The following is a 17,163-nucleotide window of genomic DNA, read 5'->3' on the forward strand; positions in this document are numbered from 1 at the left end:
GCGCCCGATGGGGGTTGGTCACAGAATGGCGCCGCACGCTGATGAAACTCGATGACCAACTGGTGGCGCTGGCAGGGAGCCGGAACGGCCGCGCCGGGGAGTTTCGCGGTGATCGGGGTGGGTCGTTTCGGGACGGCCGTCTGCAAGGAGCTGGTGCGCTGCGGGGCCGAGGTGCTGGCGATCGACAAGGAACAGCGGGCGATCGACGCCCTGCGTCAGGTGGATCCGGCCATCGAGGCCCGCGCCCTTGACTGCACCGATGAGGAGGCCCTGAGGGAGGCGGGCGTTCTTGATCTCAGCACCGTGGTCGTGGGCATCAGCGAACCCATCGCCGCCAGCATCACGGCCACCTTGATCGTCAAGGACAGCGAAGGCAGCAAGGTGACGCAGGTGATCGCCCGGGCCACCAACGACCTGCACGAGAAGATGCTGCGCCGGGTGGGGGCCGACAAGGTGGTGTTTCCCTCTCGCATGCAGGGGGAGCAGCTGGCCCGGCAACTGGTGAGGCCCAACCTGCTGGAGCGGCTCAGACTCGACGACCGCAACAGCATCGAAGAGATCAAGGTGCCCCAGGCTTTCATCGGCCGTTCCCTGCGCGATCTGAACCTGCGCAAGAACTATGAGGTGAGCGTTCTGGCCGCGGGCCCGGAGAACAGGCTTTCGGTGAACCCCCCGGCCTCCCACGTGCTCAGCGAAGGGGATCTGCTGGTGGTGATGGGAACCGTCCAGGCCCTCGAAGGCTTGCCGCAGCTGTGATGGCCCCAGGGCAGCCCAGCCTGGTGCTGGGTCTGATGAGCGGCACCAGCGCCGATGGCGTGGATGCGGTGCTGGCCAGTTTTCAGCCTCCCCTGAGGCGTCCCCGCTGGCGCCTGCTTCACCACTGCTTCTGCCCTTACCCCAGGGATCTGCGCGATCGGCTGATCGCGGCCGGTCAGGGCCAGCCCCTGACGGCAGCCAGCCTGCTGGATCTGGCCGAAGCCGTGAGCGAAACTCAGGCCGACTGTGCCCGCCGCTGTGATCCGGAGGGCCGGGCCGAACTGGTGGGCTGCCATGGTCAGACCATCTGGCACAGGGCCCCGATGGGGGATCGGCGCGGCAGCAGCTGGCAGCTGCTGCAGGGTCCGCTGCTGGCCCAGCTGCTGGAGCGGCCGGTGGTGTTCGATCTGCGTGCCCACGACCTGGCCCTGGGCGGCCATGGCGCCCCGCTGGTGCCGGCGGCCGATGCGGCCCTGCTGCCTTCGATCGGGGGTTGGCGGGCGGTGCTCAACCTAGGGGGCATCGCCAACCTCACGCTGCTGCCTCCCGCCGGGGGACCGGAACGCCAGCAGCCGGTGCGCGGCTGGGACTGCGGCCCGGCCAACACCCTGATCGATCTGGCGGTGAGTCGCTTCAGCCAGGGAACTCTCAGCTACGACGAGAACGGGGCCTGGGCCAGCCGCGGTGTCGTGCAGGAGGAGCTGATCCAGTCCTGGCTACAGGAATCCTACTTCCAGCTCCCGCCCCCGAAATCCACCGGTCGGGAGGATTTCGGTCTGCCGGATCTGGAGCGGCGGCTGCTGGCACTGGAGAACCAGGCGGCAGAGGCTGGAGCTCCCCTGAAGCCCGAGGATGCCCTGGCCACTCTCACCGCCTTCAGCGCGGCGGTGGTGGCGGCGGATCTCCGCCATGGGCCGCGGCCACTGGAGCTGGTGGTGGCTGGAGGAGGAGCCCGCAACAGGATGCTGATCGAGCAGCTCAGGCGGCGCTGCCGGGGGCTCTGGTTGCGCCCGCTTTCAGACCTGGGCCTCGATGAAGCCGCCCGCGAAGCCCTGGGCTTCGCCCTCCTGGCCTGGTGGCACCGCCACGGTCATGCCGGCTCCCTGCCCTCGGTCACCGGCGCCCGACGGGCGGCGGTGCTGGGGGTCAGGGCCGATCCCACCCCCTGATCGTTCAGAGGGGATCTCAGGAGCTGGACCGTGGCAGGCGCAGCCGGCGCGGCAGCCCCCGCAAGCGGCGGGGCTGGTTGCGCTCGCGGCGCTCCAGCTCCTGCCGGAAGCGCTCGGTGGGCCTGCCGGCAGGGCTGGAGCGCTCGCCCATCACAGAGGGGAGGGGCGCCACCACCTGCTCGAGGCTGTCGAGCCCGCGCTGGATCAGCACTTTGGCCATGTTGCTGACCGTTCGCGACTCGGCTTCTGCCGCTGCAGTGAGGCGGTCGCAGAGCTCTTCAGGCAGAACCACCTGGATGCGGGGGGACTTGGGGCGGCCGCTCGTGGAGGTCTGGCGAGTGGCCACAGCGGCAGGGATCCCACGTGTTACACACCAGTGTACAGAGATCCGATCGGATAGTATCCGGCACTAAGATCAAAGCGCTCCGAGCACGAGCCATGCCCAACAGCGCGGTCACGTCAGCGGCGGGACAGCCTCCCAAACCCCGTCGCACCAAGGAGCGTCAAACCTCCCCACGCCAGGCCCCGACCCGAGGGGCCAGCTCCAGCGACGTGCAGGTTTCCGCGGTGATCAGCACCTACCTGCTCACCCACCTGCATCACGTGCTGCAGCGCGCCGAGTTCACCGCCCTCCAGGAGGGCCGCCAGCCCCTGGCCGCCAACTACGCCCAGCTGCGCCAACAGCTCTGCCTGGAGGCCCGCAGTCTGGAGAGAGCTCCCAGCGGCGGCGAACCAGGAGAATCGGTGGAGCCGCCCCAGGCCGCCTGAAGGCTCCTCTAGCTTTGACCCCGGCTTTGCCTCACCAGGCCTCCCGTTCAGCGGCAGCATGCCAAGACAAGAACGAGGGGCCATCCGCCCAGGCCGGCCGGCGGGGCTCTTTCTCGCCCTGCTCTCCATCTCCTGGCTGATCCCGGCAGGAATCCTCGCGGCCGGTCTGATGAGGCAGCTGGAGGTCTTCCTGGTGCTGTCGCTGGCCGTGGTGATCTACGACACCCTCCAGGCGCTGTTCATCCTTGTGCTGGCCCGACAGGCCTGGCTCCAGTACAGAGCCATCCCGGAGGTGGCGCCCGAGCCACCTCCCCGCGCAGCTCCGACGATCGCCGTGATCATCCCGGCCTGGAACGAAGCCGCCTCCCTGCCCGCCACCCTGGCGAGCGTGCTGAAACAGGTTCCCCAGCCCCAGCAGGTGATCGTCTGCGACGACGGCTCCACCGATGACACCCTGGTGAGCCTCGCCCAACGCTTCGACCTTGAGGGAGAGGGGCGACTGCACCGTTCGCGGCGCCATCCCAGTGTCTGGCTGCTGGCCAAGGAGCACCGCGGCAAAGGGGATTCGATCAACCAGGGGGTGGCCCTCAGCGAAGCCGAGGTGGTGCTGATCCTCGATGCCGACACTGAGCTGCTGCCCGGAGCCCTGGCGGCCCTGGGGAACAGCTTCGCCCGGGAACCCGGCTTGGACGCGGTGAGCGGCACGCTGCTGCCACGCTGCCCCGCCACTCCACAGGGCCGCCTCTTCGCCGGCTTCCAGCGCTACGAATACGCCCGCAACCACCTCTGGCGCCTTGCCTGGAGCCAGCTGGGGGCCAGCCTGATCATCTCCGGGGCCTGCTCAGCCTTCCGCCGCACGACTCTGGTGGAGATCGGTGGTTTCGATCCCTCCAGCTGGGCCGAGGACTACGAAATCATGTACCGCCTGCAGCGCCACCGCCGCGACCAGGGAGAGCCCTGCAGGGTCAGGGTCCAGCCGGCCCTGGCGGTGCGCACCGAAGCCCCGGGCCGCGTGGGGGTGTTCCTGCGCCAGCGGCGGCGCTGGGCCGGTGGATTCCTTGAAACCCTGATTCGCTACCGCTCGATGGTGGGAAATCGCCAGTATGGATTTCTGGGGTTGCTGTACCTCGCCCACAACACCTTCAGCGTGGCCAACTTCCTCTACCCCCTCGCCTGGTTTCTCGCCGGTCTGGCGCTGCTGGCTGACCCTCCCGCCGGATTCGAGGCCCTCGGCCTGCTGGCCCTGGTCTCGGGGCTGGTGGGGCTGCTGCTCACGGGGCTCTCGACGCGCCTCTACAGGCTGGCCTTCGGCCGTAGGGAGGTTTCAGTGCAGGGTGCACTGATCGAGCTGATCCTCAGGCCCTTCTTCTATCTGCCCCTGAACGCCCTCAGCCATCTCTGGGGCTACACCAGCACCATGACCCGACGCCGGTCGTGGTGAGAGAGCGCTTCGGCCTTCGATCCAACAACAGCCAACAAATGCTGGCCACCCAGCGGAGGCCCGCCATAGGGTGCTTTTGAGAACGCTCAGGACGCGAGCAGGCCCCTGACCATGACCGAGCATCCCCCGGAACCAGCCCTCGCCGCCAACACCGCCGCGCTCTACGAGCGGATCCGGGGGGATGAGGCCCTGACCCAGGCGCTGTTCCGCCAGGCCTTGCAGGATCCCAAAGGCACGCTCGAACGCATCATCGCCATGGGAACCCAGTTTGATCTCCCTGTCACCGAAGCCTCAGTTCGGCAGCATCTGGCCTCCCTCGACGATCTGGACAGCAAGCAGTGGCTGATCAAAGCCCGTGGCGGGCTCTGAGCCCAGGCCAGCGGGCACCCTCCTCCGTCATCTCCTCTGTCAGAGCAGTTTCCGTCCCCCAGGGGGCGACGGCTCAGCGGGAGCGGGCTGACTCTGGCGGGGGGCCTGGCGCAGCTCACGCCCCCCCTGGGCCCAGCTGAAGAACAGCCAGTAGCTCACGATCGCCAGTCCGGCGGCCACCACGAGCGCCGCCAGCTGCTCCAGACGTTTCACCATCGCAGGCGGTCCCTGGGGGATGGCCGTCAGTCTGGCCCGCAGCCGATCAGGGCCGGTTCCGGGCCATTGGCCGGTCCGAGCGGAGATGATGACGTTTCACTGCCGATCCGCCCAACCCGTGCTTCGTCTGGAACGTGTCTCGAAGATCTATCCCACCGGCGAGGTGCTGCGCGATGTCACCTGGGAGGTGAAGGGGGGAGATCGGGTCGGTCTGGTGGGGGTCAACGGCGCGGGGAAATCCACCCAGCTGCGGCTGATCGCCGGCCTGGAGGAACCCAGTGCGGGCCAGGTGGTCCGCCAGGGGAATCCGCGCATCGTCTACCTGCGGCAGGAGTTTGAGGTCGATCTCAGTCGCAGCGTGCGCGAGGAGCTGTTCCAGGCCTTCGGCGAGGCGGCCGAGGTGCTGATCCGCCAGCACCGGGTGGAAGAGGAGATGGCCAGTGATCAGGCGGCCACCGATCCGGCACACCTCGATGAACTGATCCATGAACTGGGCCGGCTGCAGAGCCGCTTCGAAGCCCTGCATGGGTATGAGCTCGACGCCCGCATCGACAAACTTCTTCCCACCCTCGGCTTCACCCCGGAGGGGGCCGAGGAGCCGGTGGGCGCTTATTCAGGCGGCTGGCAGATGCGCATCGCCCTGGGCAAGATCCTTCTTCAGGACCCGGATCTGCTTCTGCTGGATGAGCCCACCAACCATCTCGACGTGGAGACGATCCAGTGGCTTGAGGGGTATCTGCTCAAGCAGGAGGTTCCGCTGGTGGTGGTCAGCCACGACCGGGCCTTCCTCGATCGGGTCTGCAACCTGATCGTCGAGACGGAGCGGGGGGTGTCCCGCACCTACCTGGGCAACTACAGCCAGCATCTCGAGCAGAAGGCCCTGGAACGGGAAGCCAGCCAGGCCGCCTTCGAGCGGCAGCAGAAGGAACTGGCCGGCCAACAGGCCTACATCGACCGCTTCCGGGCCAGTGCCACCCGCAGCACCCAGGCCAAGAGCCGCGAGAAGCTGCTGGAGAAGGTGGAGCGGATCGAGGCCCCGCTTGAGGGGATCTCCGGCCCCCGCTTCCAGTTCCCGCCGGCTCCCCGCTCCGGACGCCAGGTGGCCGTGATCGAGGACCTCACCCACAGCTATGGCGACAAGATCCTTTTTCTCGGCGCCGAACTGGAGGTGGAGCGGGGTGATCGCCTGGCCTTCGTCGGTCCGAACGGGGCCGGTAAATCCACCTTGCTGCGCCTGGTGATGGGGCTGGAAGCCAGTGACGGGGGCAGGGCCCGGCTGGGGGAACACAACGTGGTGGCGGGCTATTTCGAGCAGAACCAGGCCGAAGCTCTCGATCTGAAGCGCAGCGTGGTCGACACCCTCTTCGAGGCCGTCCCCGACTGGACCCAGACTCAGGTTCGCTCCCTCCTGGGCAATTTCGGCTTCAGCAACGAGGACGTGTTCAAGGAGGTGGGCCAGCTCAGCGGCGGCGAAAAAGCCCGGCTGGCCCTGGCCCTGATGCTGCTGACCCCCTGCAACCTGCTGGTGCTGGATGAGCCGACCAACCACCTCGACATCCCCGCCAAGCAGATGCTGGAATCGGCCCTGAAGGCCTACGAAGGGGCCGCCCTGATCGTCTCGCACGACCGCTTCTTCATCTCCCAGGTGGCCAACCGCATCGTGGAGTTACGCGACGGGGAACTGGTGCTGTACAGGGGCGACTATGCCTATTACCTGGAGAAGAAAGAAGAAGAAGCCGAAGCCGAACGCCTGGCCCGGGACTCGCAGGCCACCAAGGCCCGCCAGGAGACCAATCGGAGGAAGCAGAAAGAGAAGAGCCGGGCACGCCGCACCCGAGGCGGGGGCGGAGCCTGAAAACGCGAGCCAGCCGGGCGATGCCGATCTGCAGAATTTCTCAACTAAGCACAGACAACTTCATCTTTCAGTAGGCAAGAAGACTCATTCTTCTGGACCCGCCTGAATGATCTCCATATCCTGACCTTACCCCCATTCACCAGGTCCGGCGCATGACCCATTCCTACAGCCATCCCCCCTCCAAGCACAGCGGAGCCGGATCGTTCCCGACCTCCACAGGCGTGGCCATGATCGCCAACGGCTCCACCCTTGCCGCAGACGACGGAGGCGATTCGGTGGAGAGCTACTTCGAGTGCATCACCACCTGCTCGCTCGATGACGGCGAGTGCATCACCCGGTGCGTGGAGACACTCCGGGAACACCACTGAGCCTCTCCAGGCACCAGCCGCCCCGGCAGGATGGGCAGACCCTGACAGAAAATCGGTAACTCTGTACCGGTCGCTACGCGAGCACTCGAAACACTTCGTAGCATTGGCGTGGCTTCACTGCCCCGTCGCGATGCCTCGTATGTCCGAACCGCTCGCCCTCAGCCTCGGCCAGCAATTTGAGCTGGAGCGCATGACCCGAATGATTGATTCCACCGGGGATCCCCAGTCATTGCGTGGTCTGGCCAAGCAGCTGCTGCAGGCCTGGCACACCCAGAAAGCGGCCACTGAATGGATCATGCGCCAGCAACTGGGAACCCCCAGCCAGTTCGGAGGGCTGGGCAAATCTGGAGCAGGCTCATCCCGTGATCTCCCCACCCCGCCGAAGACCAACGGCTCGATGGATGTGCTCTGATCCCCTGTTCAGCCCGGAGGATTGAGGGGAGCCAGCAGCCGTCCGGGAGCTCCCCGTTCCTGCTCTCCCCGCTCCTATCACCTTCAGGGGAGACGACCGGTCTGCATCCCCGTGGGCACCACCTCGAGTTGAACCGGAGTGCCCGCTCGCAACACCCTGATCGACATCGGCCGTCCCACCCCATTGGCCTCAACGGCCTGAACCATCTGAGTCGGACCTGCCACCGGCTTGCCTGAGGCAGCAACGATCACATCGCCAGTGCGCAGACCCGCCCTGGAGGCGGGACCACCAGGCATCACCGAACGCACAAGGGCTCCTTGCTGCAACGTGCGCCTCATCTCCGGCGGGAGGTTGTCGAGCCCCACGCCGATCATGGGGTGACTGACCCGTCCCGTGGCCAGAAGTTGCTTGGCGATGTCCCTGGCCCTGTTGATCGGGATGGCGAACCCAAGGCCCGCTCCGGGACCTGAGCGCACCAGGGTGTTGATCCCAATCACTTCGCCATCGGCATTGAGGAGGGGGCCACCGGAATTGCCGGGGTTGATCGCGGCATCGGTCTGAATCAGATCCAGGCGCTTGTCGGTGATCCCGAGCTTGGCCACGTTGCGGTTGAGATTGCTGACGATGCCCATCGTCACCGTGTTGTCGAGACCGAAGGGGTTACCCACCGCAATGGCCCAGTCCCCCACCTGGACAGCATCGGAATTGCCCAGCGGGGCCACCGGCCATGGTCCCGGCTCCACCAGCCTCACCAGGGCCAGATCGGTGAGGGTGTCGAGGCCGATCACCTTTCCCTCCGTGCGCCGTCCGTCCTTGAGACCGACAAAGACACGGTCGGTTTTCTCGACCACATGGGCATTGGTGAGGATCAACCCATCCGACTGAAAAATCACCCCGCTGCCCTGACCCCGCTCCGTGCGCTGACTGGGTGGCCGGGCCTGGGGAAAGAAGCGGCGGAAGAAGGGATCGAGCATCATTCCCGGGGGTAGTCCGCCGCTTCCGGGCCGAATCACCGTGCGCTCGGTGTCGATCGTGACCACGGCCGGGCCGGAGCGGCGGACCGCGTCGGCCACGAACGACTGGCGGGAGAGGGACGCCCCAGCCGCCGAAGGGCGGGACTGGGCCAGCAGGGGGGTAACCGGCAGCAGCGGGGCAGTCAGCAGCAGGCTCAGGGGCAGAACAGAGTTCAGAGACCGCCGCCAGACGGAAGTCGTGGTCGTCACGTCAGGGGATCACACGGGCTTGTCGGACCGTAACGGCGGTGGCGGGCCTGGCGGAAGGCCGGTCACCCGCCAAGGTGTGACGAAGTGCTCAGAGGACGAGCGACCCAGGGCGGCGGCCTACCCCCTAGGCTTAACGAAGATTTGTAAAAATTCATGGATACAAGTTCCGTCCTGCTGGTTTTTCTCGCCTTCGGTGCCGCCTGCAGCAGTCTTTGGGCCTGGAAGGTCGCCCAGGGAGCCTCTTCCAGGCAATGATGGGGGCGTGAGCGGGGTTTCCCCAGCACCTCCGAGCCGCCAATGGCACCGCTGATCTCTCAGATCTTTCCGATCCTCTACGGCGCCTGCATGCTGGTGCTGATCTGGCAGGCCTTCAAGGTGATGGCCCGGGGCTTCTCGGCCATTCCTCGCCCTAGCGATCCACGAATCCCAGCGTCCAACCCTGAGGCCTCCACCCCCCCCGACGACATCGGCCCCCAGGCTGATCGCACCGGCCGGCTCACGATCCACCCGGAACTGCTGGACGCGGATGGGCAGATCACCTCTGAGGATCTGCTCACCGTGAGGTTCGGAAGCGACAACGATCCCCCCAGGCTCCCAACCGAATCAGACTGATTCCGACCCTGCATGGCTTGGGGCGATCGGTCGGGCTGGTACAACCGTGGGTGAACCAGAGTTCTGGCGGAGGCCGAGAATTGGATCAGAAAACCCGCATCGTGGCTGCAGTGCTTCGCGGCCTGAAGCTGCCACCCCGCTTCCGTCTCCACCTGATCAAGGATGACCCCATACGGCTGGAGCTGAGCCTTACTCCCGCTTACGGCAAGGACCCCATCCTCGTGGGCCTCGTGGAATCCCAGGATCTCGTGGCCCGACGCGATCGGGAAGGCCGCATCCCCCGAGACCTGCAGGGCACCTGGGACTGGACCGTGCGCCACGGCAAGGTGAGCACGGGCGGCTGGAACCCTTACCTCAAGGAAGCCCTGCAGACCATGTTCGAAACTGGGCTTCCGGCCATTGTCTACGAGGAGACCACCGGAGAGGCGTACCACCCGGTGGACGGGGCGAGACACGTGCGCTGATCGATTGTTCCTCGCCTCCGTGGTCATTCCAACGTGAGGCTACGAAACGTGGCCATCAACACCGTCTACCCCTGCAGGGGGCGTTAAAACAGTGAGATCCACTTCTTCAGATTTTCTTCATGTCATCTCTGGGCCTGTCCGTCGGGCCGCTGGTGCGCTTGCTGGCTTCCCTGGGATTGCTCAGCACCGCCCTGCTGGCTCTCGCCCTGCGGCTTCTGGGTTGAGCGGTCGTCAGCCGCTGCAGCCGCTTTCGCCTGTGGGGCCCATCACCCCCCGCTGACATCCATGGGCTTCCCTTCCAGCCACTTCGGGGAAGCCTTGCCGATCGATCCCCTCCTCCCGGAGATCCTGCTCCGACTGCCCCCCGGGGGCACCCTTCTTCTCCAGGCCCCGCCTGGGGCCGGCAAAACCACACGCGTCCCTCTGGCCCTGCTGCATCACCTGGGCGTCCAGGAAGGCGGCGCCGAAACCATCCTGATGCTGGAGCCGCGTCGGCTGGCCGCCAAAGCCGCCGCCACACGACTGGCCGAAGCGCTTGGAGAACCGGTGGGGGCACAGGTCGGCTACCGGGTGAGGCTTGAGCAGCGCTGCTCCCGGGCCACCCGCCTGGAGGTTCTCACCGATGGCCTGTTTCTGCGCCGCCTCCAGGACGATCCCGGCCTCTCCGGTGTGGCTGCGGTGATCTTCGATGAATTCCACGAGCGCGGCGCCGAAGCCGATCTGGCTCTGACCCTGCTGCGGGAGGCCCGCCCTCTGCTTAACCCGCGGTTGCGTCTGGTGGTGATGTCAGCCACCCTCAACCTCCAACCCCTGAGCCAGCAACTGCCCGAGGCGGTGGTGCTCAGCAGCGAGGGACGCAGCCATCCGGTGGACCTGCACTACCAACCGCCTCGGGAGCGGGAACACCTGGGCTCCCAGGTGGTGCGAGCGCTGGAGAGCCACTGGTTGCACCAGCCAGCCGAGCCCGGAACGGTCCTGGTGTTCCTGCCGGGCCAACGGGAGATCCAGCAGGTCCAGCGGGCGATCGAGGCCACCGGCTGGGGAGCTTGCACAGAAATCCATCCCCTGCACGGTGGCCTGTCGCTGGCGGCTCAGGGTCGCGCCATCGCGGCCGGGCGGCGTCCAGACGGCAAGGTGGTGCTGGCCACCACCATCGCTGAGAGTTCTCTCACGATCGAGGGGGTTCACCTGGTGGTCGACAGCGGCCTGAGCCGGCGCAACCGCTTCGATCCGCGCACAGGCATGGACAGCCTGGTCACGCTGCCCGCCAGCCGGGCCAGTGCCGAGCAGCGCCAGGGCCGGGCTGGTCGCCTGGGGCCCGGCTGCTGCGTCCGGCTCTGGTCGGAGGCGGAGCAGCATCGTCGTGCGCCCCACGACCCTCCCGAGCTTCTGGAGACCGACCCCCTGCCCCTGGTGCTGCAGCTCGCCCGCTGGGGGGCCGGTCTCGGTGAAGCATTGCCGTGGCTGGATCCGCCCCCCCAGGCGGCCCTGCACCAGGGTCTGGAGCTGCTCACGCAACTGGGCGGTGTTGACCGGAAGGGGGTACTCACCAACCATGGCCGGGCCATGGCCCGGCTGGGGGTTCATCCCCGCCTGGCCCACATGCTGCTGGAGGGTCAGCGTCTTGGCTTGGCCTCGCTGGCCTGCGAGCTGGCGGCCCTCCTGAGCGAGCGGGATCCCCTGGCAGGCCAGGAGGTGGGCAGTGATCTGATGGCACGCCTCGACTGGTTGCGCCAACCCAGACGAGACCCCCGGCGAGAAGCGATGAGACAGCTCTGCAGGCAGCTTGGGCAGCACCTCGGGGGCCACCCCCAGTCACCAGCTGCTCCCCGCAGGATTGAAGCCGCGGCCGCAGACCAGTCGCTGACGGAGCGCGAGGCGGCAGCGTGGCTGCTGAGCTGCGCCTATCCCGAGCGGGTCGCCCTGGCACGCCCGGAGGGAGACGGACGTTATCTGATGCGCAGTGGCCGCGGGGCCCAGATGCCCCGGCAGGATCCCCTGGCCGGCCAAGCGGTGCTGGCGGTGGCCACGGCGGACAGCAGCGGTAGCGATGTGCGCATCCTTCAGGCCATCCCACTGGGGCGCCAGAGCCTGGAGGTGCTTCAGGAAAGGCAGGGGGAGGTGCGGTCGCTGGTGAGCTGGGAGCCTGCCGAGCGGCGGGTGCGGGCGGTGATCGAGCGGCGGCTGGGAGCTCTGGTCCTGGAACGCCGCCCCTGGGACAGCCCACCAGAGGCAGCCGTGCTGGCGGCGCTGCTGGAAGGCATCCGCTCGCTGGGCCTGGGGGTCCTTCCCTGGAGCCGCGACACCAGAGCCTTGCAGCATCGCCTCAGCCTGATCCACGTCCGCCGGGGCCTGCCCTGGCCCGATCGCCGCGATGCAGCGCTGGAGCGGCAGCTGCAGGTGTGGCTGGGGGATCAGCTGCTGGGCCTGCGCTCCCTGGATGATCTCCGCCAGCTGGACCTCAGGGAAGCGCTCTGGAGCGGCCTGAGCTGGGAGCGTCGCCAGGAACTGGAGCACTTGCTTCCCACGCAGGTCACCCTTCCCACCAGGCGCCAGGCCCGCGTGGACTACGCCAGTGGCGAGCCTGTCCTGGCGGTGAAGTTGCAGGAACTGTTCGGGATCAGCGACGGTCCCCGGGTCCTCGATGGTGAGCTGCCCGTGAGCCTGCATTTGCTGTCCCCTGCAGGCCGCCCAGTGCAGATCACCCAGGACCTCGGTGGGTTCTGGCGGGGAAGCTATGCCCAGGTGCGCCGGGAACTGCGTGGGCGCTACCCGAAACATCCCTGGCCCGAGGATCCAGCCCAGGCGGTGGCCACCGCCGCCACCAACCGCACCCTGATGCGCAGCCTGCGGCACCCGCCCACAGGCCCGTGACGCAGCCTGCGATGGAGCCGCGGGTCATCGCCCGCCACTGGGATGCCAGGGCCGAAGTCGGCAATCCGTACAGCCCAATCCCCAGCGCCCCATCGTCAAGACAGCTCCAACATTCGTTACAGTTTATTGGCCTATTGGATTCATCCATGTCTGACGCCACCCAACCCCGCTTCGGTTTCGTCAACTTCGCTGAAACCTGGAACGGCCGCCTCGCCATGCTCGGTTTCGTCATCGGTCTGGCCACCGAACTGCTCACCGGCCAGGGCATCCTCTCCCAGATCGGTCTGGGTTGAGCAAGCCGAGCTCCATTCCAGCCACCCATCGTCTCCTTCAGCCGGAGGCGGTGGGTTTTTCATAGGGGGACAGCCAGCCTGAGCGGTCAGCCAGACTTGTCACTTCCCTTGGGGGTTCGCGCCCTTGGCTCCATTCTTCGTCAAGAATCGGCGTGACGGATCCCGTCTGCTGAGCACGGCTCTGGTGGTCTGCGCAGCGGGCCTGATTCGCTTCGACCACCCGATCGGACGACTCCTCTTTCTCGCGGCCTCCGCGATCAGTCTCTACTGGGGATACTGCTACGGGCGGCTACAGCATTGACGCGCGTGGATTCGACCAGGATCAGCGATCCGGCGGCATATGGCACCGGCCAGGCTCTCCCCCGCTACAGCGTCAGCGACCTGAATCGCTCGATCGGCACCTTGCTGGAGCGCGGCTTCGCCCCCCGTTTTCTCCTGGAGGCCACGGTCTCGCGGCCACAGCTCAAGAAAGGCCACCTCTGGATGACCCTTGTCGATGAGGCTGCCTCGATTTCCGCCGTGGTGTGGGCCTCACAACGGCCTCGCCTGAGCTTCACTCCAGCCGATGGCGACGGAGTCATCGTTGTCGGAAAGCTCAACTTCTGGGGCGCACGCGCCAGCCTCTGCGTGCAGGCTCTCGACATCCGCCCCAGCCTCAGCAGCGTTCTGCGCCAGTTCGAGCGAGTCAGAGAGCAGCTCGAGGCTACGGGCCTGTTCGAGCCCTCCCGTAAACAGCCCCTGCCGGATTGCCCCGCTGTGATCGCGCTGCTCACCAGCAGCCCCAGCTCCGCCCTGGCCGACATGCTGCGTACGGCTGCTGAACGCTGGCCCGCCACCAGGATTCTTGTGGTTCCGATTCCTGTCCAGGGCGCTGCTGAGAACACCATCTGCGCGGCTCTCAACGCGGTGGGCCAGGCGGCTGAACGGCTTGGCATTGAAGCGGTGGTCCTGGCCCGCGGCGGCGGCAACCGCGAGGATCTGGCTGTGTTCGACAGTGAGGAGCTGGCCCTGACCCTGGCGGCCCTGCCTTTACCGGTGGTCACCGGACTCGGCCACGAAGACGACACCACGATCGCTGACCTCGTGGCTGATTATCGTGCGGCCACACCAACTGCGGCCATCGTGGCCCTGCTGCCTGACCAGCGCACACTCCGCCAGGAGCTGCGACAACGCCAGCAGCAACTGCATCAGATCCTGCGCTGGAAGCTGGATCGGGAGCAGCAACGGTTGGCCCTGCTGGGCCAGCGCCTGCAGCAGCTCCAGCCCCGTGCCCTGCTGCAACGGCAGCTGGCCCTGCTGCAGCAGCGGCGTCAGCTGCTGGATGCCCTCTCTCCCAAGCAGCTGCTGAAGCGGGGGTTTTGCCTGGTGCGTGCTGAATCCGGCGAACTCGTGCGCTCGATCGAGCAGGTCGACGTCGACCAGATGCTGGTGGTGCAGTGGTTGGATGGAGCGGTCGCAGCCCGCGTCACCGAGCGCCGCCATGAGCCCCCAGCCCCATGAGCACCCACAAGCGTCAACCCAGCACCCAGACCCCCGAGGATGTCGCCCAAGCGACGGGCGGATCGACAGCTGACGACGCAGCCTGGCTGGAAGAGACCCGGCAGCTGAGTTTTGCCCAGAGCCGCACAGCGCTCGAACTCACGCTAGCCGCGCTGCAGTCGGAGGATCTGGAGGTGGAAGCCATGGCAGGCCTCTACAAGCGAGCGGTTGCCTATGCCGATCGCTGCGAACAGGTGCTTCTACAGGTGCAGCAGCAGGTGGAGGAACTTGATTTCAATTCCCTGGAAGCACAACCATGACTCCTGCCAGCAACCCAGCCAGCGAAACAAGCAACACAGGGATCAGAACTCCCCTGGTGCCGTCCCCCTGGTTGCAGTGGCTTTATCTGGCCCTGGCCGTGGGCGGAGCTGTCTTCCCCTGGTTGGCCAACGCCGACTACATCCGTGAATACGGCCAGGCGTTCGATCTGACGCAGTTCATCGAGTTGGCCAACGTCAATCCGGCAGCACGTTCCCTGTCCAGGGATCTGCTAATCGGGGCATCGGCCATCACGATCTGGATCATCGTGGAGGCCCGCCGGCTGAAGATGCGAGGACTGTGGATCGTGCTGCTTGGCAGTGTGACGATCGCCTTCGCCTTCGCAGCGCCATTCTTTCTGTTTCTGAGGGAACGTCGCCTGCTGGAGATCAGCCGTGGAGCATCCACGCAGCCTTGAGTGATCAGGTGATGGGTTGAGATCGATGAACAGACTCACCCGCCTCAGCACTCAGTGGGCATCGACATCATGCGATTCAACATCGATGGTGACATCACTGACGTCGAGATTGGCATTGCTGACTGGTTCAGATTGTCTGCCTCCACCAGACCGCCGCAAGAAGCTGGCAAGATCCGAAGGCGGTCGCTCGACCAAAGGATCACTCTGGACAAAAGGATTTGACTCAGCACCGTTGTTCTCTGACAGCGGAGCGCCGCACCCCGGGCATTGGCTGGTCGCCAGGCTGGTCAGACCGCAGACGGTGCAGGTGCGAACCCGGCGCCTGAGGATCTGAAAGGCAACAGCCCCGGCGCCAGCCAGAAGCAGAGGCAGCAGGAGAACCGCCAGGGTGAGGCCTCCGAGCAGGTCGAGAAGGAGCCGCCCCAGGGGAGTGGGAGCGGCCAGCACCAGGAGAGCAAGCAGGATCCAGAACCAGGGCAGCTGACGGGACATCAGCGCTGGAAGCGGGAATCACGCTCCAGCCAGCGCTCAAGAGCGGCGAGGGCCTCCACCCCAGCCCAGGCGCATGCCAGTGCCGCCACAAGGAAGGTGGCGACGAAGCCCACCATCACCAGTACAGGAACCAGGGTCAAGGTGAAGAAGGCACCCAGCACACAGGCGCCAATGCCGGCACATAGCAGCACCACGGCTGTGGGTAGGGGGCGCAGCATCAAGCTTGTTTTGGCCACATCCATCTGCTCAGCTTGAGTGATCGTCGCGCACATCCGCCAATTTTCCTAGCGAAGGGCGGTGCGGATCCCCGAAGCCGAAGGAGGATCAGCGTTCGTCGGAGGGAAGATCACGGCGGCTCGGTTGATCACGCTCGAGGCCGGAGCGAAGTTCAAACCATTCGGCTGTTGGGGCCCCAGGGGTACTCAACACAACGCTGTAAGCTACCCCAAAATAATAGATCAATCCCAACAACCAGACCCAAAGCGTCAGCACAAGCACCCCACCGATCAATCCATAGGCTTGAAATCTCGCCCCAAGCGAAACGATGCTTCGGCCAACAGCAAAGTTCAGCAAAGTGTAAGCAGCACCTACCAGGAAGGAACCGGGCAACAGAAGCTGCCAGCTGATTCGCCACGACGGCAAGAGGCGGAGCAGCCCAAGAGAGACCAAGGAAGCCACAAACAATGAGACAAAGAAATCAGCCAGCGGCGAGACGGGTAAAAGGTACTGGGAAGCCCAGTCAACAGGCGCAGCTGTCAATCCTCGCCAAGTCTGAAACCCTGTGAAGCGCAGGTTGACCGTGAGTTGATCCATCACAAAGAGGGCGCCCACTGCCAGCAGGAACATCGTGGCCTTGAGGCGCAAGATCAGAAAGCGCCTTACCGCCTGTAGGACATTCTGAAACAGAGGCCTCTCCTCCACTGCATCCTTGTCCTGGTGGGGCCGCTTAAAGCGGATGGACCATAGGTGATCGGTTCCACGCTGGAGGCTCAGATAGGCATTACTCGCCGTGATCAACAACACGGCCAGGCCTAGAGCACCAGCACCGCCCCGCTGCCTGTAGAGCTGCTCCAGCGTGGTTCGAACAATCTTCTGAGCCGAGCTAGGCAATACTTGCGAAGTTAGATCGAGAATCTGACCTGTCAAACCATCATCACGGCCAAGAATCCAGCTCGCCAAAGACAGAATAATCAGCAGAATGGGGAAGAAAGATTGAAGGGTGTGGTAAGCAAAAGCCGCACTCAGATCGACACAGTCAAAATGATCCCAGAGTCGGCACGACCACCAAAGCCGCCGAACGAATCGCCTCAACCGTTTTGTGGCACGATCAACTTGATGATCGAACTCCGAAGAATCCACAAGGCGTCAGCAGCTGTCATCCGGCCAGCCTAAACGATCTGACGCAAACAACAATTCGAGCCTCCTGCTTCTTGCTGCTACCCGCCCATTCCACAGTGGCACCATCGGAATCCAAGACACAAAGAAAGCCGCCCGAGGGCGGCTTTCTTGAGCAATCAGATTTTTTATCCTGGCATTGAGCTATTTTTGCAGGAAGCTACCCTCCAACTATCTTCGCCGCTACTGCGTTTCACATCCGAGTTCGAGATGGATCGGAGTGGGTCCACAGTGCCATGAA

Annotated in this window: 22 protein-coding genes and 1 rRNA gene; 16 read left to right on the top strand and 7 right to left on the bottom strand. The window is 65.5% G+C overall.

Annotation, left to right across the window (positions count from 1 at the left end; all coding sequences use genetic code 11):
• Positions 1-51 precede the first annotated feature (51 nt).
• The gene (locus KQ297_RS01475; RefSeq protein WP_185466736.1) at positions 52-756 is read left to right on the top strand and encodes a TrkA family potassium uptake protein; all 705 of its coding nucleotides are present in this window, start codon (positions 52-54) and stop codon (positions 754-756) included.
• The gene (locus KQ297_RS01480) at positions 756-1,925 is read left to right on the top strand and encodes an anhydro-N-acetylmuramic acid kinase (protein WP_259737862.1); all 1,170 of its coding nucleotides are present in this window, start codon (positions 756-758) and stop codon (positions 1,923-1,925) included. The genes KQ297_RS01475 and KQ297_RS01480 overlap by 1 nt, the downstream gene beginning before the upstream one ends.
• A gap of 16 nt (positions 1,926-1,941) precedes the next feature.
• Here KQ297_RS01480 and KQ297_RS01485 read toward each other — a convergent pair whose 3' ends face one another.
• Positions 1,942-2,271, bottom strand: a complete 330-nt coding sequence (locus KQ297_RS01485) for a ribbon-helix-helix domain-containing protein (RefSeq protein ID WP_259737863.1) — start codon at positions 2,269-2,271, stop codon at positions 1,942-1,944.
• Positions 2,272-2,363: 92 nt separating this feature from the next.
• Between KQ297_RS01485 and KQ297_RS01490 the strand changes: the two genes are divergently transcribed.
• The 3 genes from KQ297_RS01490 to KQ297_RS01500 all read left to right on the top strand — a co-directional run bounded on the left by KQ297_RS01490 (position 2,364) and on the right by KQ297_RS01500 (position 4,503).
• Positions 2,364-2,693, top strand: a complete 330-nt coding sequence (locus KQ297_RS01490) for a hypothetical protein (protein WP_259737864.1) — start codon at positions 2,364-2,366, stop codon at positions 2,691-2,693.
• A 58-nt stretch (positions 2,694-2,751) separates the two neighbouring features.
• A complete protein-coding gene (locus KQ297_RS01495; protein WP_259737865.1) occupies positions 2,752-4,134 on the top strand; it encodes a glycosyltransferase family 2 protein in 1,383 nt (460 codons plus the stop codon).
• Positions 4,135-4,245: 111 nt separating this feature from the next.
• Positions 4,246-4,503 carry a hypothetical protein gene (locus KQ297_RS01500; RefSeq protein ID WP_259737866.1) on the top strand — a complete coding sequence of 86 codons (258 nt, stop codon included), beginning with the start codon at positions 4,246-4,248 and terminating at the stop codon, positions 4,501-4,503.
• A gap of 39 nt (positions 4,504-4,542) precedes the next feature.
• Here KQ297_RS01500 and KQ297_RS01505 read toward each other — a convergent pair whose 3' ends face one another.
• A complete protein-coding gene (locus KQ297_RS01505; protein WP_185466730.1) occupies positions 4,543-4,719 on the bottom strand; it encodes a hypothetical protein in 177 nt (58 codons plus the stop codon).
• Between the two features lie 85 nt (positions 4,720-4,804).
• On the opposite strand from KQ297_RS01505, the gene KQ297_RS01510 reads away from it, so the two are divergent.
• The 3 genes from KQ297_RS01510 (at position 4,805) to KQ297_RS01520 (ending at position 7,354) form a co-directional block, all read left to right on the top strand.
• Positions 4,805-6,574, top strand: coding sequence for an ABC-F family ATP-binding cassette domain-containing protein (locus tag KQ297_RS01510; RefSeq protein WP_259737878.1), 1,770 nt, complete (start codon positions 4,805-4,807; stop codon positions 6,572-6,574).
• Between the two features lie 152 nt (positions 6,575-6,726).
• On the top strand, positions 6,727-6,942 hold the full coding sequence (locus KQ297_RS01515) for a hypothetical protein (protein ID WP_185466804.1): 216 nt from the start codon (positions 6,727-6,729) through the stop codon (positions 6,940-6,942).
• A gap of 130 nt (positions 6,943-7,072) precedes the next feature.
• On the top strand, positions 7,073-7,354 hold the full coding sequence (locus KQ297_RS01520; protein WP_259737867.1) for a hypothetical protein: 282 nt from the start codon (positions 7,073-7,075) through the stop codon (positions 7,352-7,354).
• 83 nt (positions 7,355-7,437) lie between these two features.
• Here KQ297_RS01520 and KQ297_RS01525 read toward each other — a convergent pair whose 3' ends face one another.
• A complete protein-coding gene (locus KQ297_RS01525) occupies positions 7,438-8,577 on the bottom strand; it encodes a trypsin-like peptidase domain-containing protein (protein WP_399250983.1) in 1,140 nt (379 codons plus the stop codon).
• Between the two features lie 297 nt (positions 8,578-8,874).
• On the opposite strand from KQ297_RS01525, the gene KQ297_RS01530 reads away from it, so the two are divergent.
• The 8 genes from KQ297_RS01530 to KQ297_RS01565 all read left to right on the top strand — a co-directional run bounded on the left by KQ297_RS01530 (position 8,875) and on the right by KQ297_RS01565 (position 15,035).
• Positions 8,875-9,189 (top strand): DUF2973 domain-containing protein, encoded by a 315-nt coding sequence (locus tag KQ297_RS01530; protein WP_259737868.1) that lies wholly within the window; start codon positions 8,875-8,877, stop codon positions 9,187-9,189.
• Positions 9,190-9,269: 80 nt separating this feature from the next.
• Positions 9,270-9,653: a hypothetical protein gene (locus tag KQ297_RS01535; protein WP_037979909.1), complete on the top strand. Its 384-nt coding sequence runs from the start codon at positions 9,270-9,272 to the stop codon at positions 9,651-9,653.
• Between the two features lie 285 nt (positions 9,654-9,938).
• On the top strand, positions 9,939-12,527 hold the full coding sequence (gene hrpB, locus KQ297_RS01540; protein ID WP_259737869.1) for an ATP-dependent helicase HrpB: 2,589 nt from the start codon (positions 9,939-9,941) through the stop codon (positions 12,525-12,527).
• Positions 12,528-12,673: 146 nt separating this feature from the next.
• Entirely contained in the window at positions 12,674-12,820 is a 147-nt protein-coding gene (locus KQ297_RS01545) for a chlorophyll a/b-binding protein (RefSeq protein WP_006172180.1), read from the top strand.
• Positions 12,821-12,944: 124 nt separating this feature from the next.
• Positions 12,945-13,121, top strand: coding sequence for a hypothetical protein (locus KQ297_RS01550; RefSeq protein WP_259737870.1), 177 nt, complete (start codon positions 12,945-12,947; stop codon positions 13,119-13,121).
• 5 nt (positions 13,122-13,126) lie between these two features.
• Positions 13,127-14,320, top strand: coding sequence for an exodeoxyribonuclease VII large subunit (xseA, locus tag KQ297_RS01555; RefSeq protein WP_259737871.1), 1,194 nt, complete (start codon positions 13,127-13,129; stop codon positions 14,318-14,320).
• A complete protein-coding gene (gene xseB / locus KQ297_RS01560) occupies positions 14,317-14,619 on the top strand; it encodes an exodeoxyribonuclease VII small subunit (protein ID WP_259737872.1) in 303 nt (100 codons plus the stop codon). Before xseA ends, xseB begins: the two co-directional genes overlap by 4 nt.
• Positions 14,616-15,035, top strand: coding sequence for a DUF2834 domain-containing protein (locus KQ297_RS01565; RefSeq protein ID WP_259737873.1), 420 nt, complete (start codon positions 14,616-14,618; stop codon positions 15,033-15,035). Before xseB ends, KQ297_RS01565 begins: the two co-directional genes overlap by 4 nt.
• A gap of 51 nt (positions 15,036-15,086) precedes the next feature.
• On the opposite strand, the gene KQ297_RS01570 is transcribed toward KQ297_RS01565, so the two are convergent.
• From KQ297_RS01570 to rrf, 4 genes are all read right to left on the bottom strand, one after another.
• On the bottom strand, positions 15,087-15,482 hold the full coding sequence (locus KQ297_RS01570) for a hypothetical protein (RefSeq protein ID WP_259737874.1): 396 nt from the start codon (positions 15,480-15,482) through the stop codon (positions 15,087-15,089).
• 44 nt (positions 15,483-15,526) lie between these two features.
• Positions 15,527-15,769: a glypican gene (locus KQ297_RS01575; RefSeq protein WP_259737875.1), complete on the bottom strand. Its 243-nt coding sequence runs from the start codon at positions 15,767-15,769 to the stop codon at positions 15,527-15,529.
• Between the two features lie 82 nt (positions 15,770-15,851).
• Complete coding sequence (locus tag KQ297_RS01580; protein ID WP_259737876.1) at positions 15,852-16,886, bottom strand: YihY/virulence factor BrkB family protein; 1,035 nt, start codon at positions 16,884-16,886, stop codon at positions 15,852-15,854.
• Between the two features lie 167 nt (positions 16,887-17,053).
• Positions 17,054-17,163 (bottom strand): 5S ribosomal RNA (gene rrf / locus KQ297_RS01585); the annotation flags it as partial.

This window comes from Synechococcus sp. CS-205 (assembly GCF_025128255.1).
Classification (GTDB): Bacteria; Cyanobacteriota; Cyanobacteriia; order PCC-6307; family Cyanobiaceae; genus Regnicoccus_A.

Bases quoted from the DNA above. Each gene is read 5' to 3' on its own strand.
- KQ297_RS01490 (WP_259737864.1), top strand. From the start codon at position 2,364: ATGCCCAACAGCGCGGTCACGTCAGCGGCGGGACAGCCTCCCAAACCC.
- xseB (WP_259737872.1), top strand. From the start codon at position 14,317: ATGAGCACCCACAAGCGTCAACCCAGCACCCAGACCCCCGAGGATGTC.
- KQ297_RS01515 (WP_185466804.1), top strand. From the start codon at position 6,727: ATGACCCATTCCTACAGCCATCCCCCCTCCAAGCACAGCGGAGCCGGA.
- KQ297_RS01520 (WP_259737867.1), top strand. From the start codon at position 7,073: ATGCCTCGTATGTCCGAACCGCTCGCCCTCAGCCTCGGCCAGCAATTT.
- KQ297_RS01475 (WP_185466736.1), top strand. From the start codon at position 52: ATGACCAACTGGTGGCGCTGGCAGGGAGCCGGAACGGCCGCGCCGGGG.
- KQ297_RS01480 (WP_259737862.1), top strand. From the start codon at position 756: ATGGCCCCAGGGCAGCCCAGCCTGGTGCTGGGTCTGATGAGCGGCACC.
- KQ297_RS01500 (WP_259737866.1), top strand. From the start codon at position 4,246: ATGACCGAGCATCCCCCGGAACCAGCCCTCGCCGCCAACACCGCCGCG.
- KQ297_RS01495 (WP_259737865.1), top strand. From the start codon at position 2,752: ATGCCAAGACAAGAACGAGGGGCCATCCGCCCAGGCCGGCCGGCGGGG.
- KQ297_RS01545 (WP_006172180.1), top strand. From the start codon at position 12,674: ATGTCTGACGCCACCCAACCCCGCTTCGGTTTCGTCAACTTCGCTGAA.
- KQ297_RS01530 (WP_259737868.1), top strand. From the start codon at position 8,875: ATGGCACCGCTGATCTCTCAGATCTTTCCGATCCTCTACGGCGCCTGC.
- KQ297_RS01565 (WP_259737873.1), top strand. From the start codon at position 14,616: ATGACTCCTGCCAGCAACCCAGCCAGCGAAACAAGCAACACAGGGATC.
- hrpB (WP_259737869.1), top strand. From the start codon at position 9,939: ATGGGCTTCCCTTCCAGCCACTTCGGGGAAGCCTTGCCGATCGATCCC.
- KQ297_RS01510 (WP_259737878.1), top strand. From the start codon at position 4,805: ATGATGACGTTTCACTGCCGATCCGCCCAACCCGTGCTTCGTCTGGAA.
- KQ297_RS01575 (WP_259737875.1), bottom strand. From the start codon at position 15,769: ATGGATGTGGCCAAAACAAGCTTGATGCTGCGCCCCCTACCCACAGCC.
- KQ297_RS01505 (WP_185466730.1), bottom strand. From the start codon at position 4,719: ATGGTGAAACGTCTGGAGCAGCTGGCGGCGCTCGTGGTGGCCGCCGGA.